The 13,487-nt window shown below is 63.8% G+C and carries 15 protein-coding genes; 4 read left to right on the forward strand and 11 right to left on the reverse strand.

What is annotated here, in order from left to right:
• The first annotated feature begins 76 nt into the window (after nucleotides 1-76).
• From ilvD to B2D37_RS06545, 4 genes are all read left to right on the forward strand, one after another.
• Nucleotides 77-1,756: a dihydroxy-acid dehydratase gene (gene ilvD, locus B2D37_RS06530; protein ID WP_079201954.1), complete on the forward strand. Its 1,680-nt coding sequence runs from the start codon at nucleotides 77-79 to the stop codon at nucleotides 1,754-1,756.
• Nucleotides 1,757-2,007: 251 nt separating this feature from the next.
• Nucleotides 2,008-3,003, forward strand: coding sequence for an L-threonylcarbamoyladenylate synthase (locus B2D37_RS06535; RefSeq protein WP_079201955.1), 996 nt, complete (start codon nucleotides 2,008-2,010; stop codon nucleotides 3,001-3,003).
• A gap of 222 nt (nucleotides 3,004-3,225) precedes the next feature.
• Nucleotides 3,226-4,182 (forward strand): sodium-dependent bicarbonate transport family permease, encoded by a 957-nt coding sequence (locus B2D37_RS06540; protein WP_079201956.1) that lies wholly within the window; start codon nucleotides 3,226-3,228, stop codon nucleotides 4,180-4,182.
• Nucleotides 4,182-4,484 carry a P-II family nitrogen regulator gene (locus B2D37_RS06545; protein WP_079201957.1) on the forward strand — a complete coding sequence of 101 codons (303 nt, stop codon included), beginning with the start codon at nucleotides 4,182-4,184 and terminating at the stop codon, nucleotides 4,482-4,484. Before B2D37_RS06540 ends, B2D37_RS06545 begins: the two co-directional genes overlap by 1 nt.
• Nucleotides 4,485-4,716: 232 nt before the next feature.
• On the opposite strand, the gene B2D37_RS06550 is transcribed toward B2D37_RS06545, so the two are convergent.
• The 11 genes from B2D37_RS06550 to B2D37_RS06600 all read right to left on the reverse strand — a co-directional run bounded on the left by B2D37_RS06550 (nucleotide 4,717) and on the right by B2D37_RS06600 (nucleotide 13,487).
• Nucleotides 4,717-5,040 carry a c-type cytochrome gene (locus B2D37_RS06550; protein WP_079201958.1) on the reverse strand — a complete coding sequence of 108 codons (324 nt, stop codon included), beginning with the start codon at nucleotides 5,038-5,040 and terminating at the stop codon, nucleotides 4,717-4,719.
• A gap of 349 nt (nucleotides 5,041-5,389) precedes the next feature.
• A complete protein-coding gene (locus B2D37_RS06555) occupies nucleotides 5,390-6,892 on the reverse strand; it encodes a nitrite reductase (protein ID WP_079201959.1) in 1,503 nt (500 codons plus the stop codon).
• Nucleotides 6,883-7,728, reverse strand: a complete 846-nt coding sequence (gene cobA, locus B2D37_RS06560; protein ID WP_079201960.1) for a uroporphyrinogen-III C-methyltransferase — start codon at nucleotides 7,726-7,728, stop codon at nucleotides 6,883-6,885. The genes B2D37_RS06555 and cobA overlap by 10 nt, the downstream gene beginning before the upstream one ends.
• A gap of 67 nt (nucleotides 7,729-7,795) precedes the next feature.
• Nucleotides 7,796-8,983, reverse strand: a complete 1,188-nt coding sequence (gene nirJ / locus B2D37_RS06565) for a heme d1 biosynthesis radical SAM protein NirJ (RefSeq protein WP_079201961.1) — start codon at nucleotides 8,981-8,983, stop codon at nucleotides 7,796-7,798.
• Between the two features lie 75 nt (nucleotides 8,984-9,058).
• Complete coding sequence (locus tag B2D37_RS06570) at nucleotides 9,059-9,601, reverse strand: Lrp/AsnC family transcriptional regulator (RefSeq protein ID WP_079201962.1); 543 nt, start codon at nucleotides 9,599-9,601, stop codon at nucleotides 9,059-9,061.
• Nucleotides 9,576-10,019: an Lrp/AsnC family transcriptional regulator gene (locus B2D37_RS06575; protein ID WP_079201963.1), complete on the reverse strand. Its 444-nt coding sequence runs from the start codon at nucleotides 10,017-10,019 to the stop codon at nucleotides 9,576-9,578. The genes B2D37_RS06570 and B2D37_RS06575 overlap by 26 nt, the downstream gene beginning before the upstream one ends.
• Nucleotides 10,012-10,527, reverse strand: coding sequence for an Lrp/AsnC family transcriptional regulator (locus B2D37_RS06580; RefSeq protein WP_079201964.1), 516 nt, complete (start codon nucleotides 10,525-10,527; stop codon nucleotides 10,012-10,014). The genes B2D37_RS06575 and B2D37_RS06580 overlap by 8 nt, the downstream gene beginning before the upstream one ends.
• Complete coding sequence (locus tag B2D37_RS06585) at nucleotides 10,524-10,982, reverse strand: Lrp/AsnC family transcriptional regulator (RefSeq protein WP_079201965.1); 459 nt, start codon at nucleotides 10,980-10,982, stop codon at nucleotides 10,524-10,526. Before B2D37_RS06585 ends, B2D37_RS06580 begins: the two co-directional genes overlap by 4 nt.
• 1 nt (nucleotide 10,983) lies before the next feature.
• Nucleotides 10,984-12,162: a cytochrome D1 domain-containing protein gene (locus B2D37_RS06590; RefSeq protein WP_079201966.1), complete on the reverse strand. Its 1,179-nt coding sequence runs from the start codon at nucleotides 12,160-12,162 to the stop codon at nucleotides 10,984-10,986.
• Nucleotides 12,159-12,506: a cytochrome c gene (locus tag B2D37_RS06595; protein WP_079201967.1), complete on the reverse strand. Its 348-nt coding sequence runs from the start codon at nucleotides 12,504-12,506 to the stop codon at nucleotides 12,159-12,161. Before B2D37_RS06595 ends, B2D37_RS06590 begins: the two co-directional genes overlap by 4 nt.
• Before the next feature lie 105 nt (nucleotides 12,507-12,611).
• Nucleotides 12,612-13,487 carry an ethylbenzene dehydrogenase-related protein gene (locus B2D37_RS06600; RefSeq protein ID WP_079201968.1) on the reverse strand — a complete coding sequence of 292 codons (876 nt, stop codon included), beginning with the start codon at nucleotides 13,485-13,487 and terminating at the stop codon, nucleotides 12,612-12,614.

Consider the following 13,487-nt stretch of genomic DNA (forward strand, 5'->3'; position numbering starts at 1 on the left):
TGCTCGCTGCTAGCACCCTTTTGAACCCGCGCGGCATGCCTGCGTGCCCGCGATAACCACTTCAAGGATTTTCGAGATGACAGAGATTACTGACAACATGCGCAAATATTCCTCCCTGGTGGTGGATGGCGTAGAGGCCGCGCCGGCGCGCGCCATGCTGCGCGCCGTCGGCTTCACCGATGATGACTTCAAGAAGCCGCAGATCGGCATCGCCTCGACCTGGGCCAATGTCACGCCCTGCAACATGCACATCGACAAGCTCGCGGAAGAGGCCGAAAGGGGTGCCAATGCCGCTGGCGGCAAGGCCGTGATCTTCAACACCATCACCATATCGGACGGCATCGCCAACGGCACCGAGGGCATGAAGTATTCGTTGGTGTCGCGTGAGGTCATCGCCGACTCCATTGAAACCGTGGTCGGCTGCGAAGGCTTCGACGGTCTGGTTGCCGTGGGTGGCTGCGACAAGAACATGCCCGGCTGCCTGATCGGCATGGCGCGGCTGAACCGCCCCGCTATCTTCGTCTATGGCGGCACCATCAAGCCCGGCTACGGCCACACCGATATTATCTCGGTGTTCGAGGCCGTGGGTCAGCATGCCAAAGGCGATCTCGACCTGATTCAGCTTAAGCAGATCGAAGACACCGCCATCCCTGGGCCGGGCTCCTGCGGCGGCATGTACACCGCCAACACCATGGCCGCGGCCATCGAAGCCCTGGGCATGTCGCTGCCGGGCTCGTCGGCGCAGAACGCCATCTCGGCCGACAAGGCCTCGGACTGCTTCCGCGCCGGCCAGCAGGTGCTGGAACTGCTCGCTCGCGACATCAAACCGCGCGACATCATGACGCGCAAAGCCTTCGAGAACGCCATCCGCGTCATCATCGCGCTGGCCGGTTCCACCAACGGCGTGCTGCACTTGTTGGCCATGGCCCATGCCGTCGATGTGCCACTGACCCTCGATGATTTCACGGAAATCGGCAAGACCACACCGGTGTTGGCCGACCTACGTCCCTCTGGCCAGTACATGATGTCCGAGTTGGTGGCCATCGGTGGCATCCAGCCACTGATGAAACGCCTGCTCGATGCCGGCCTGCTGCACGGCGATGTGCTCACCGTCACCGGCAAGACCCTGGCCGAGAACTTGGCCAAGGTGGCCGACTACCCGGTCGGGCAGGACATCATTCGTCCCTTCGACAACCCGATCAAGAAGGACTCGCACCTGGTCATTCTGCACGGCAACCTGTCGCCGACCGGTGCGGTGGCCAAGATCACCGGCAAGGAAGGTCTGCGCTTCGAAGGCACTGCGCGGGTCTACCACGGCGAGGAAGCGGCCCTGGCCGGCATCCTCAATGGCGATGTGGTCGCCGGCGATGTCATCGTAATCCGTTACGAAGGCCCTAGGGGCGGCCCGGGCATGCGCGAAATGCTGTCGCCGACCTCCGCCGTGATGGGCAAGGGGCTCGGCAAGGAAGTCGCGCTCATTACCGATGGCCGCTTCTCCGGTGGCTCGCACGGCTTCGTGGTCGGTCACATTACCCCGGAAGCCTTCGATGGCGGCCCGATTGCACTGGTCGAGAACGGTGATGCCATCACCATTGACGCCGAAACCCGCGAGATCAGCGTTGCGGTGTCGGATGCCGTGCTGGCTGCGCGCCGCGCACGCTGGACGCAACCAGCACCGCTCTACACGCGAGGGGTGCTGGCCAAGTACGCCAAGCTGGTATCCAGCGCCTCGGAAGGTGCCGTCACCGACAAATAAGCGGGCGGCATGCATAACTGCAGCGGCTGCGAAGGAATGGAATGCGACCCGAGCCGATATTTGGCAAGGCGCTTCGGCCGGGTGTGAGATAGCCCAGTTTTTGGCTCAACTGACAATCGACATAAATGAAAAGGTGCAGTTATGGCCCTCAGAACACTGGTAGTTGATATGACCGAGGCCCAGGAAGAGAGGCTGGAGCTTTGCTTTATGTGCCGGCGACACGGCGTCCTGACGTTTACTGGAGTCTGAGCATGGCGCTGTATGGCAACACACCGGAAGAAATAGGCTGCGCCGCCGGGATTTTGCGCGGCGGCGGCTTGGCCGCCTTCCCCACCGAGACCGTCTATGGCTTGGGGGCCGACGCCGGCAACGAGCGCGCCGTGGCGAAGATTTTCACGGCAAAGGGCCGCCCCGCCGATCACCCCCTGATTGTCCACCTGGCCGCCGTCGATGAGATCGAACGCTGGGCGCGGGCTATCCCAGATTCAGCTTGGCAACTCGCAGAACGTTTCTGGCCTGGTCCGCTCACGCTGATCCTCAAGCGCGCGCCCGGCGTGCTGGACGCAGTGACCGGCGGGCAAGACACGATTGGCCTGCGCGTGCCGAATCACCCCGTGGCGCTGGCGTTACTCAAAGCCTTCGGCGGCGGTATCGCCGCGCCGTCGGCCAACCGCTTCGGACGCGTGAGTCCCACCTCGGCAGCCCATGTGATCGCAGAGTTTGGCGATGCGCTGGACTGCGTCATCGACGGTGGTTCGTGCACGGTAGGTTTGGAGTCCACCATCCTCGACCTCAGCGGGGAGTATCCGCGCGTGCTGCGTCCGGGAGCGGTGATGCCCGACGTGCTGACTCGTATCCTCGGCGAGTCGCTCTCCATGGGCGCGGGCGACAGCCCACGGGTACCGGGTTGCCTGGCATCGCATTACGCGCCGGATACTCCGCTGCGACTAATGGCGATGGCGCACATCGAGGCGGCGACCCAGTCGTTTGTGAACCTCGGACAATCGGTTGCAGTGCTGTCAATGCATCCCCCTGCAACCAACCAGGTCGGCTGCCGCTGGCTGATGATGCCCACCAGTCCCAGTCTGTACGGGCAGCTACTTTATGCGCGCCTGCGCGAAATCGATACCTGGGGTAGTCGCTGCGTTCTAGTCGAATTACCACCCGCCAACATGGCGTGGGAAGCGGTGCGCGATCGTTTGCAGCGTGCAGCTGGCGGTAGGCAGGACGGGCGAGGTTGCGCATGAGCATGTGGGGGCTGGTTCGCCGCTTGGCGGATTTGCCGCGCAGCGGTATTGAGCTAAACGGCTTCTTCTCATTTCCACAGCCACCGCGTTAGCGTCCGCGCTGCGCGACGCCCTGCATGCCAACCTCACCGCGCTCATCAAAGGGTCACGCTGTATGCAGATGGAGAAACTGCTCGACGACTTGATTGCAAACCCATCGAAACTACCAAATAGAGAACAGCAATGAATGTAATCGATCCTATTATCCTGTTTTTCCTGCTGGGTCTCGTCGCTGGCCTGCTACGTTCTGAGCTGCGTCTTCCGGCCGCAATTTACGAGTTCGTGAGCATCCTGTTGCTGCTCGCCATCGGTCTCAAGGGCGGCGTCGAACTTGCCAAGCAGCCGTTTGCTGTCTTGCTGCCGGATATGCTGGCCGTCGTGGCGATGGGGGTTTTCCTGGCACTACTCGCTTTTCCCGTGCTTCGCTACGTGGGCCGCTTCAAGCGCGCAGATGCGGCCTCGATCGCCGCTCATTACGGCTCGGTGAGCGTGGGTACCTACGCCGTCGCGGTTGCCTATTTTGGCTCCCGCCAGATCGCCTTCGAAGAGCACATGCCACTGCTTCTGGTGATGTTGGAGATTCCCGCCATTCTGGTCGGCATCGTCTTGGCGCGCGGTCTGTCACGGCAGACGCGCTGGAGTGAGATCGCCCATGAAGTGTTCTTGGGCAAAGGCATCGTGTTGCTGGTCGGCGGCCTGCTCATCGGCTGGGCAGCTGGACCTGACGGATTGTCTTCGATCAAGCCGTTATTCTTCGATCTCTTCAAGGGCATTCTGGCCCTGTTCCTGCTGGAGATGGGGTTGCTGACCGCGACACAGGTGGGCAGCCTACGCCGGTACGGGCTGTTTCTGGTTGCCTTTGGCATTGGCATGCCCCTGTTTTCTTCGTTAGTGGGCATCGGGCTGGGGTTGGCACTGGGCTTGTCCGTCGGCGGGGTAGCCATGCTTGCCACGCTGGCCGCCAGTGCTTCTTACATCGCGGTACCCGCCGCCATGCGCATATCGGTGCCCGAGGCCAACCCCACCTTGTCGCTGGCCGCTTCGCTGGGCGTCACATTCCCGTTCAATGTCTTGCTGGGTATCCCCATTTATTATGCGCTCGCCGTGTGGGCGCACACGTTCGTGGGAGGGTGGAACTAATGGAAGGACATACGCGCAAGCTGTTGACCATCGTCACCGAAGCAGCGGTCGAGGGTGCTCTGCTCCGGGATATCGAGCGGTTAGGTGCCCACGGATACACCATCACCGACGCTCGTGGAAAAGGCGGCCGTGGTATTCGCGATGCCGGCTGGGAGGCGAGTGGCAACATCCGCATTGAGGTGGTGTGCGATGCCGATACGGCCACAACAATCGCCAGCTACCTGCAGACGCATTACTACGACAATTACGCCATGGTCTTGTTCGTGAGCAGCATCGAGGTGCTACGGCCAGAAAAATTCTGAACGAGAAGGGTAAAGGTTGTGGTGGTGACGGGATGGCACGACGGTATACGCATGTGATGGCGCTGCGCTTCATCGGCGTCAGCCTGGGCCTGAGTACGCTGGATACGCGGTCTGCGACCATACTGGCCGCCAGGAGAGGATATCGAGGTGAGTGCGGGGCGCATGCGGAAAGTATGGAGTAAGGACGCCACAGCCGATTATGAAAAGCGCTAGGCATGGCGTCCCTGGGAGGTTACTTGAGGCTCAGCACCCATTCGGCGAGGGTCTTGGCTTCTTCGTCGGTGACCGGGTTGGCCGGCATCGGCATCGGACCCCAGTTGCCCTCTGTACCGTTCTTGATCCGCCCGGCCAGCAGCTCGACCGCGCCTTCGGTGCCGGCGTACTTGGCGGCTACGTCTTTCAGCGCCGGGCCGACCAGCTTCATGTCGACGCTATGGCATGCCGCGCAGGGCTTGCTCTTGAACAGGGCTTCGCCGGCTGCGGGGTCAGCCGCCAGGGCAGATTGCATACTCAGCGCAGCACCCAGGGCCAACAGCGGAATCAGAAACTTCTTCATGGTATTTCCTCAAGGCGAGTGACGCAGGAGATATGCAACCTGCGTCGATTGGGCTAGGTAAACGTTGTACCTAGGCCGTGATAGTGATGCGTTGCGGGGCCAGCTTTGGCCCGAATCAGCTTATGGTGACAAACATTGGTGCAATGGCAGTCTGCTGCAAACGGTTCAAGCATAGTTTGGGGGCGCTTTTTATTGCTTGATCTCAATCAATAGATGCGCCTGCCAACTATGCGCCTCCGCACCGCAGCGGTTCAATGCGGCTTATCATCTCAGACAGCAGCAACCGGATAGAGTGCGATCTTGCAATGGGCTGCGGGCCAACTATAGCAGTCACCCTGGTCGGTCTCACTCAGTGCGAGGTGCCCTCGGCGAACTCGATCTTGTTGCCGACGTTGTACTTGCCCGAGGGCTTGTTCATCGGGATGCGTTTGATCTCCTCCAGAGTCTTGCTGTCGTAGATGATCAAGGCGCCGTCGCGATCCCAGACGCTGAGCAGCACGTAGCGGCCGTCCCGGGTGAACTCGACGTGGGCGGCGTTCTTGCCGGGCATTGGCCGCAGGGTATGAGCGATCTCCAGGGTCTGCTTGTCGATCAGGTGCACCGCATCGTTGTTCGGGCCGAAGAACACGTCGGTCCAGGCGTAGGCGGAGTTGATGTGGCTGCGCATGAAGAATCCCGGCCCTTCGGTGGGGATTTCCTTGATCAACTTCCAGGTCTGCAGGTCGAGCACCGAGATCAGCCCCTGGCTGACGTTCGGTGTGGCGAACACCCATTTGTCGTTGCGCTTCCAGTAGATGCCCGAACCCAGGTGTGGCATGCCGGGCAGGGCAATGTCGATGACCGCCGCGCCGCTATCGAGGTCGATCACCTGACCGCCCTTGGCTTTGCGCGAGGTGGCCAGGAGGTGGCGATAATCCGGGGTGAAGGAGAAGTCGTCGAGTACGTCGCGGGTCTGGATGCGCCGCGGGATAAAGGTCGGCTCGCCGGCGTAGGACAGTTCCCAGACCTCCTGCACGTCCTTGAGTGCGACCACGAAGCTGTCGCGTGGTGGTGCGGTGTACACGGCGCTGACCCGCGACGGAGTGCCGTCCTGACCAAGCGTCGGGATATGTTTGACCAGCGACAGGTCGCGGGCATCCAGCAGCACCAGGTTGCCGGGCAGGTAGTTGCCCACCAACACCCAGCGGCCGTCGTTGCTCACCGCCAGGTTGCGGGTGTTCAGCCCGGCGCGCACCTCGGCGATCAGCGTCAGGTTGTGCAGATCGTAGAGGCTGACCCAGCCGTCGCGCGAGGCGAAATAGACGAAGCGGCCGTCCGGCGAGAACTTCGGTCCGCCATGCAGGGCGAAATGCGAGGGGAAGCGGGTCAGCGGCTCGAAGCGGTCGCCGTCGAGGATAGTCACATGGTGGTCACCAGCCTCTACCACCACGAACAGATTCAACGGGTCGGCGCCGTGCTGCGGGGTGCTCGGCAAGGTGTCGAGATCAGCGAGCAGGCGGTGGCTGGCGCGGATGTCGCTGTCGCCCCAGTTCGGCGCTGTGCTGGCTGGCTGGTAGAGGTAGCTGACCAGGTTGTCGATCTGCGCCGTGTCGAGAACATCGGCATAGGCGGCCATCTGGCTGGCTGGGCGACCATTACGGATCACCTCGCGGACCTCATCCGCTTTGATCCGCCCAAGGCTTTCCGGCAGTAACGCCGGTCCGGCACCGCCGAAACGCTTGGCGCCATGGCAGCTCTGACAATGCTGTGTATAGAGCCGCCCGGCCTGCTCCAGGGCAGCCGCGCTGGGCGCCTCTTGTGCCGCGGCCTGGAATGAGCCGGCCAGCAGCAGGGCGAGCGCAATCAGTCGCATACAACCTCCGCCATTCTGCTCTGGTGGGACGGTGCGGCGCGCAGGCGTGCCGGGTGTTCGATGCGCTGCTCGGCGAACAGGCCGACTACCTGGCCGATCACTGTCAGCGTCGGTGGGGTCAGTTGGTTGTCGAGGGCCATCGCCGGCAACTGCTGCAGGGTGCCGCGCACCACTTGCTGGTCGGGCCGGGTGCCGTTGCCGATCAATGCCGCCGGGGTGTCACCGGGTAGGCCGGCGCCTATCAGGTTGCTGGAGATTGCCCCGAGGCTGGCCAGCCCCATGTAGAACACCAGGGTCTGGCCGCTGTCGGCCAGGCTACTCCAGGGCAAGTTCAGCTCACCGTCCTGCTGCAGGTGACCGGTGATGAACTGGCAGGAGTGGGCCAGGTCGCGGTGCGTCAGCGGGATGCCGGCATAGGCGGTGCAACCGGCGGCGGCGGTAATGCCGGGCACCACCTGACAGTTGATGCCGCGTTCGAGGAGGAACTCCAGTTCCTCGGCACCGCGACCAAAGATGAAGGGGTCGCCACCTTTCAGGCGCAGCACCCGCAAATGCTGCGCGGCCAGATCGGCGAGCAACTGGTTGATTTCAGGTTGCGGCAGGCTGTGACAACCGCTGGCCTTGCCGACGTAATGGGTCTGGCAGCTGCCGGGTAGCAATTCCAACAGCGCGGGGCTGACCAGACGGTCGTAGACCACGGCGTCGGCCTGTTGCAGCAGGCTCCAGGCGCGCAGGGTAAGGAGACCCGGGTCGCCGGGGCCGGCGCCGACCAATGCGACTTCGCCAGGGGCGAGGGTGGCGCACAGCGAAGCGGGAAGTGTGATGGGCATATCCATGCGAACTCCTGGAATTATCGTCTGATAGAGCTGGGTGACGCTTCTGACCGGGGGCTTCGACAGCTGCTCAAAGCGTCACGCTGTCGATGTGCTGCACGGGTTGCAGGCCGATTTCCTTGTCGCTCAGGTAGCAGCCGGGGTCTTCGCCCCACAGATCGCCTTCGGCCCAGGCGCGGGTGCGGGTGTTGCCGTTGCAGATCGACAGCCAGCGGCACTGGGCGCAGCGCCCGGTGACCGCTCGCGGGTGTTGGCGCAGTTGCGTGAGCAAGGGCTGTGGCTGATCCAGCCAGATTTCGCGGAAGGATTGCCGGCGTACGTTGCCAACGCTGTGCTGCCACCAGTAGGTGTCCGGGTGCACGTCGCCGATGTTGTCGATATTGGCGATGCCGCTGCCGGAGGCGTTGCCGCCCCAGGCCCGGAGCATGCCTTCGAGGCGTTCGCGGTGGTGTGGCAGGTGCGTCTCGACCCATTGCAGCAGCAGCACGGCGTCGGCGTCGTTGTTGCCGCTGACGAAGTCGGTCTCGCGGCCGTTCTGCACATCGTCCCAGGCCTGGGCGAACAATTGCTGCATGGCGTCGCGGGTCATCTGGTGATGGGCATCGGCCTTGCGACTGCGACTGCGCTTGCCGCGCCCGCTGTAGTTGAGGTGCGAGAGGTAGAACTTCTGCACGTCGTGCTCGCGTATCAGGGCCAGCAGTGCCGGCAGTTGCGGGTAGCTGTGCTGGGTCAGGGTGGTGCGCAGGCCGACGCGAATGTCGTGCTGGCGACACAGGTCGACGGCGCGCAGGGAGGCGGCGAAGCTGCCCTTGAGCTGACGCCATTCATCGTGCACGGCCTCCAGGCCGTCGATGCTGATGCCGACGTAGTCGAAACGCGCGGCGGCGATCTGTTCGATGTTGCTCTCGTCGATCAGCGTGCCATTGGTGGACAGGGCGACGAAGAAGCCTCGGTCGCGGGCGTACTCGGCGAGTTGCAAGATGTCCTTGCGGAGCAAGGGTTCGCCGCCGGAAAGGATCAGCACACGCACCCCGGCGTCATGCAGGTCGTCGATCACCCGCAGAGCTTCGCTGGTGTCCAGTTCGTCGCGGAACGCGCTGTCGGCGGAGGTGGCGTAGCAGTGTTTGCAGGTCAGGTTGCAGCGCCGCAGCAGGTTCCAGATCACCACCGGCGGACGGGCCAGACCGGTGCCGCGGGCACCGAGCACGGGGGCGTTCGGTTCGGTCAGGGCCCGCAGGTAATGGCTGATTCTCAACATGAGCGATATTCCTCGAAGAACGCAGCGCTCCCAGTGGGCGCATCACGCATGGCGCGTGGATCTAGGGTTGCAGCATCACCGAGGGAGAATTGCCGCTCCTTGATCGGAAACAATAAAGCGCGGCGCGGCGCCCAGGCGCAGGCCGGTTTTTTTCAGGATGCGACTGCTGACCAGCATCTCGTCGGCGCGGCAGGCAGTGCCGAGCAAGCTGCGGATCTGTTCGCGGTAGGCATCGATCTGTTCGGCGCTGCGGCCATGCACCATGGCGAACAGGTTGTAGTGCCAGTCCTCACGACGCGGGCGGCGGTAGCAATGGCTGACGAACGCCTGGGCGCCGATCAGCGGGCCGAGGCGGGCGATCGCGCTGTCGTCCACGTCCCATACGGTCATGCCGTTGTGCCGATAACCCAGACGATAGTGGTTGGGCACTGCGGCGATACGGCGGATAGCGCCATCGGTTTGCAGCCGTTGCAGCAGCGCCAGGGTCGCCTCGACGCTCAGCTGCAACTGTTCGGCGAGCCAGGCCCAGGGGTCGTCCAGTAGCGGCAGGCCGGCCTCGGTGAGTTCGACCAGGCGGCGGGTTAGCTGATCTTCAGACGGGGAAGTGCAAGCCGACATGGTAGGTCTCCTCCTTGGGCAGGTTGAGCACCGTCAGCCCAGTCTCGCTTTCGATGCGTTGCAGGGTGTCGAGAATGCCCTGCGGCGTTGCGCAGCCGAGCACGAACCACATGTTCCAGGCGTGCTCGCGGCGGTAGTTGTGCGCCACTTCAGGCATGCCATTGAGCTGCTCGGCGACTTCGTCGAAGCGCTCTTCCGGCACGGCCAAAGCGGCGAGGGTGAAGGCGCCGCCGAGCCGTTCGATGTCGAACATCGGCCCGAAGCGGCTCAGGGTGCCATCGTCCAGCAGCGCTTGTACGCGGTTACGCAGGTGCTCGGCGTCGCTGTCCAGTTCATCGGCCAGTGCCTGCCAGGGGTGGCGCACCAGGGGCAGGCCGAGCTGCAGGCGATTGAGCAGGCGCCGGTCGAGCTCATCCATGGCGCACCGCTTCGGTTTCCGCGGGTGCGTAACGGCCGCCGCATTGTTTGAAGGCGCGGCTACTGAACAGCAGTTGATGGGGCACCTCGCTCAGTTGCTGCTCGGCCAGCAGGCGCGCGATCTGCTGGCGCACCTGCTCGCGTTCGCGGCCATGCACCATGCAGAACAGGTTGTAGCGCCAATGCGGCAAACGCCGTGGGCGCTCGTAGCAGAGGTTGATGCCGGGGGCCTGACCGAGCCGCAGGCCGACGGCTTCGACCTGCTCGTCGGGAATGTCCATCACCAGCATGGCGTTGGCCAGAAAGCCCAGGGCACGGTGTTTGAGCACCAGGCCGACGCGGCGAAACAGACCCTCCGCCTGCCACTGCTGCATCTGTTCGACTACCGCCGCTTCGTCGACGCCGATCTGTTCGGCGAGCACCTGGTAAGGGCGCGGCGCCAGCGGCAAGCCGGTTTCCAGCAGGCGGCGCAGGCTGATAGCCTGAGCGGGGGATAGCGCGTGGTTCATGGTAAATCCACCAAGGGAAAACCCAGGTCGATGCGATAGGCGTTACGCATCGGCAGGTCGAGTGGGCGCAGGCCGGAATCGGCTTCGATCTCGTCGAGCAGCCGGTCGAGGTGTGCTCGGTCCGGGCCGGTCAGCACGAACCACAGGTTGTAAGCATGCTCGCGCAGGTAGTTGTGATTGACTTCGGGGTAGCGGCTGATGCGTTCGGCCACTTGTTCCAGGCGCGCCTCCGGTACCGCCAGCGCGACCAGGGTACTGGCGCCAGCGCGGCTGTGGTCGAACACCGGGCCGATGCGCGACAGGCTGCCGGCTGCGCGCAGTCGTTCGAGGCAGGCGAGCACGTCGGCTTCCGCGCAACCGAGGGTGTCGGCCATGACCCGGTAAGGTTCGGCGCACAGCGGCATGCCATGCTGGAAGCGCTCGATCAAACGGCTGCTGAGCGGATCGATGTTCATCCTATAGCCCTATCTGGTGAGCGCGGCTGCTGAAGAAGATGCCGCTCGGGCTCGCCGCCGGCAAACGCTGGAGCAATTCAACCCGGTAGGGATCCCAGACCTGGATCTCGCCACCGTCGCGCACCGACAGCCAGAGTTGGTCGCCGCGGGCGGTGAACTCCATGTGCAACACGGCGGGGCCGGGCTGCAGGTCGGCGATGATTTTATGGGTTTCGCTGTCGATGACCTGCACCCGGTGGTTGTCCGGGTGAGCGAAATTGACCCAGATCTGCCGGGCGTCGGGGCGCGCCATGACGAACACCGGCTGGCCGGCGACCTCGATGGCGGCGGTCTGCTGCCAGTTCTGCGAATCCATCACCAGCACCTGATGCCGGCCTACCGCCGGGACGAAGGCCTGATCGCCAGCAACCGCCCAGCCCTCCAGGTGCGGCATCTTATACACCGGGAGTTTCTGCTGGCCGCGGCCATAGTTGCCGAGTACCCGTTGGACGCCGCGTTCCGGGTGCCAGAGGTCGAGCTTGGCCATGCCGTCTTCGCCGAAAAGGCCGGCCAGGTAGTAGCGACCGTCCGGGGTCAGCAAGGCGTCGTAGGGCTGGTTGCCGACGTCGGTGAAACGACTGATCGCCGGGGTGTTGCCCTGGCTGAAGTCGGCGATCCAAATCTCGCCGGTGTCGAACAGGCTGAAGACGAAACGGCGGTCGGGCGCATCGACCACCCCGACCACCCGCGAATGCTTGCTGCCGTCGGCCAGTGGCGTGGCGGGAATATCGGCCACCAGTGCCAGGGTTTGCGCATCGAATACTTTGACCCCGCCCGGCTCGTAGTTGCCCACGGCGATCAGGCTGCCGTCCTGGCTAATGGCACCGCCGATGCTGTTGCCGGCTTGGATCACCCGCTTGTCGAGGCGCATGTGCAGCAGGTCGATCTTGCTCAGGCCACCGTCGCGGCCGAAGACGTAGGCGTAGCGTTGATCGCGGGAGAACACCACCGAGGCGTGGGACAGGTCGCCCAGGCCCTCGATCCGCGCCAGGCTGGTCTGCTGGCTGCTTTCGATAATCTGCAGGCTGCCGGTGGCGCGCTCCACCACCACGCCCAGATCGCCGCTGCCGCGCAGCGGTGATTGCGCGCAGGCGCTGAGCAACAGGCTGACCGCGGCCAGCAACAGGGTCGAACGAATCATGGCGTTGGGTATCCTTCGAGGAGGCGATCGACCAACCAGGCGATGTCCGACTCACTGAGCAGGGCATTCCAGGGCGGCATGGCGGTACCGGGGCGGCCGTGGGTCACGGTGGCGATCAGTGATTCGCGAGGTTGGTTGGCCAGGGCCTGGCGGGTCAGGGCGGGGCCTAGCCCACCGGTCATGCGCAGGCCGTGGCAGGAACCACAGTCCTGTGCCAAGAGGTTTTGCAGCTGGGCTTGGCGTTCGGCGCCGGGCGCCTCGGCCTGGGCCTGGGCCAGGGAAAAAGGTAGAAGCACCAGCAGAAGCTGTCCCAGGGCACGTGAAGCGGATTGGGCTAGCGGCATGGCGGTGGTCCCTAATGCAATGGGAGCAGAATGCAGTGGCGCTTGTTGAGGGGCCTTGACCCATATCAAGTAGTACTGCGCCGACCGCGGTCGGCGCAGGGCAGGCTACTGCTTGAGCGCTTGGATGCCGGCTTCGGCGTCTATGCCCAGGGTGTAGCCCAGCGATACATGGTGGTAGCGCCCGGTGGCATTGTCGTCGTGGATGGCGAAACCGAAGTTGTAGGTCTTGCCCGGCTCGAGGGTCACATCGCCTTCGCCACCGGCAAACTTGCGGGTGAAATCGACCGTCCAGGTGTTGCCGTCGAGCTTGCCGGTGGCGCCGACCAGAGCCTGGCCACCTTCCATGACCCGCTCTTCGGCGACATAGCCGTCGTAGGCCTTGTTTTCGCCGCTGCGCCACTGGTTGAGGTCGTAGAACACGCCGTTGGCCAGCGAGCCATCCTTGACGTACTTGGTCTTGTGCTCGTCGGCACCGGGCATGGTGCGTGCGTCGCCATGGCAGCTACCCCAGCAGCCGCCCTGGGAAGCCAGCTGAACCTGGTCGTTGGCTTCGAGCATGTAGGCGATTTTCACCGGGTTCTGCTCGTCCATCTTGGCTGCACCCGAGGCGGGTGGTTGTTGCCAGGTGAAGCGCAGATAAAGGTTCTCATCGTCATGGGCGGCCTGCACCTTGACGTCGATAAAAGGTGCCTTGCCGGCAATCGGCGTCGGCTCGAGCTTCTTGCCGCTGACAATGGTCTTGCCGATGTCGCTGGCTTCCTCGGAGTGACAGTCGGCGCAGGTCTCGCCTTTCCTCAGCGCCCGCGCACCGCCATGCTCGGTGCCTTTGGTGACCCATTCGACGGGCGAGACGCCCGGGTAGAACAGGGTGATGTCGCTGGACTTGATCGAACTCCAGTCAGACGGGGCTGCAGCCCAGGCGGGAACGGTGACGCAGGCGAGGCTGGCCCCGAGTGCGCAAGTCATCATACGTATGTTCAT

The organism is Pseudomonas sp. CC6-YY-74, from assembly GCF_002025205.1.
Lineage (GTDB): Bacteria > Pseudomonadota > Gammaproteobacteria > Pseudomonadales > Pseudomonadaceae > Aquipseudomonas > Aquipseudomonas paeninsulae.

Excerpts from the sequence above, each read along its gene's own strand:
- ilvD (WP_079201954.1), top strand. The coding sequence starts at position 77 with ATGACAGAGATTACTGACAACATGCGCAAATATTCCTCCCTGGTGGTG.
- B2D37_RS06535 (WP_079201955.1), top strand. The coding sequence starts at position 2,008 with ATGGCGCTGTATGGCAACACACCGGAAGAAATAGGCTGCGCCGCCGGG.
- B2D37_RS06540 (WP_079201956.1), top strand. The coding sequence starts at position 3,226 with ATGAATGTAATCGATCCTATTATCCTGTTTTTCCTGCTGGGTCTCGTC.
- B2D37_RS06545 (WP_079201957.1), top strand. The coding sequence starts at position 4,182 with ATGGAAGGACATACGCGCAAGCTGTTGACCATCGTCACCGAAGCAGCG.
- B2D37_RS06550 (WP_079201958.1), bottom strand. The coding sequence starts at position 5,040 with ATGAAGAAGTTTCTGATTCCGCTGTTGGCCCTGGGTGCTGCGCTGAGT.
- B2D37_RS06555 (WP_079201959.1), bottom strand. The coding sequence starts at position 6,892 with ATGCGACTGATTGCGCTCGCCCTGCTGCTGGCCGGCTCATTCCAGGCC.
- cobA (WP_079201960.1), bottom strand. The coding sequence starts at position 7,728 with ATGGATATGCCCATCACACTTCCCGCTTCGCTGTGCGCCACCCTCGCC.
- nirJ (WP_079201961.1), bottom strand. The coding sequence starts at position 8,983 with ATGTTGAGAATCAGCCATTACCTGCGGGCCCTGACCGAACCGAACGCC.
- B2D37_RS06570 (WP_079201962.1), bottom strand. The coding sequence starts at position 9,601 with ATGTCGGCTTGCACTTCCCCGTCTGAAGATCAGCTAACCCGCCGCCTG.
- B2D37_RS06575 (WP_079201963.1), bottom strand. The coding sequence starts at position 10,019 with ATGGATGAGCTCGACCGGCGCCTGCTCAATCGCCTGCAGCTCGGCCTG.
- B2D37_RS06580 (WP_079201964.1), bottom strand. The coding sequence starts at position 10,527 with ATGAACCACGCGCTATCCCCCGCTCAGGCTATCAGCCTGCGCCGCCTG.
- B2D37_RS06585 (WP_079201965.1), bottom strand. The coding sequence starts at position 10,982 with ATGAACATCGATCCGCTCAGCAGCCGTTTGATCGAGCGCTTCCAGCAT.
- B2D37_RS06590 (WP_079201966.1), bottom strand. The coding sequence starts at position 12,162 with ATGATTCGTTCGACCCTGTTGCTGGCCGCGGTCAGCCTGTTGCTCAGC.
- B2D37_RS06595 (WP_079201967.1), bottom strand. The coding sequence starts at position 12,506 with ATGCCGCTAGCCCAATCCGCTTCACGTGCCCTGGGACAGCTTCTGCTG.
- B2D37_RS06600 (WP_079201968.1), bottom strand. The coding sequence starts at position 13,487 with ATGAACATACGTATGATGACTTGCGCACTCGGGGCCAGCCTCGCCTGC.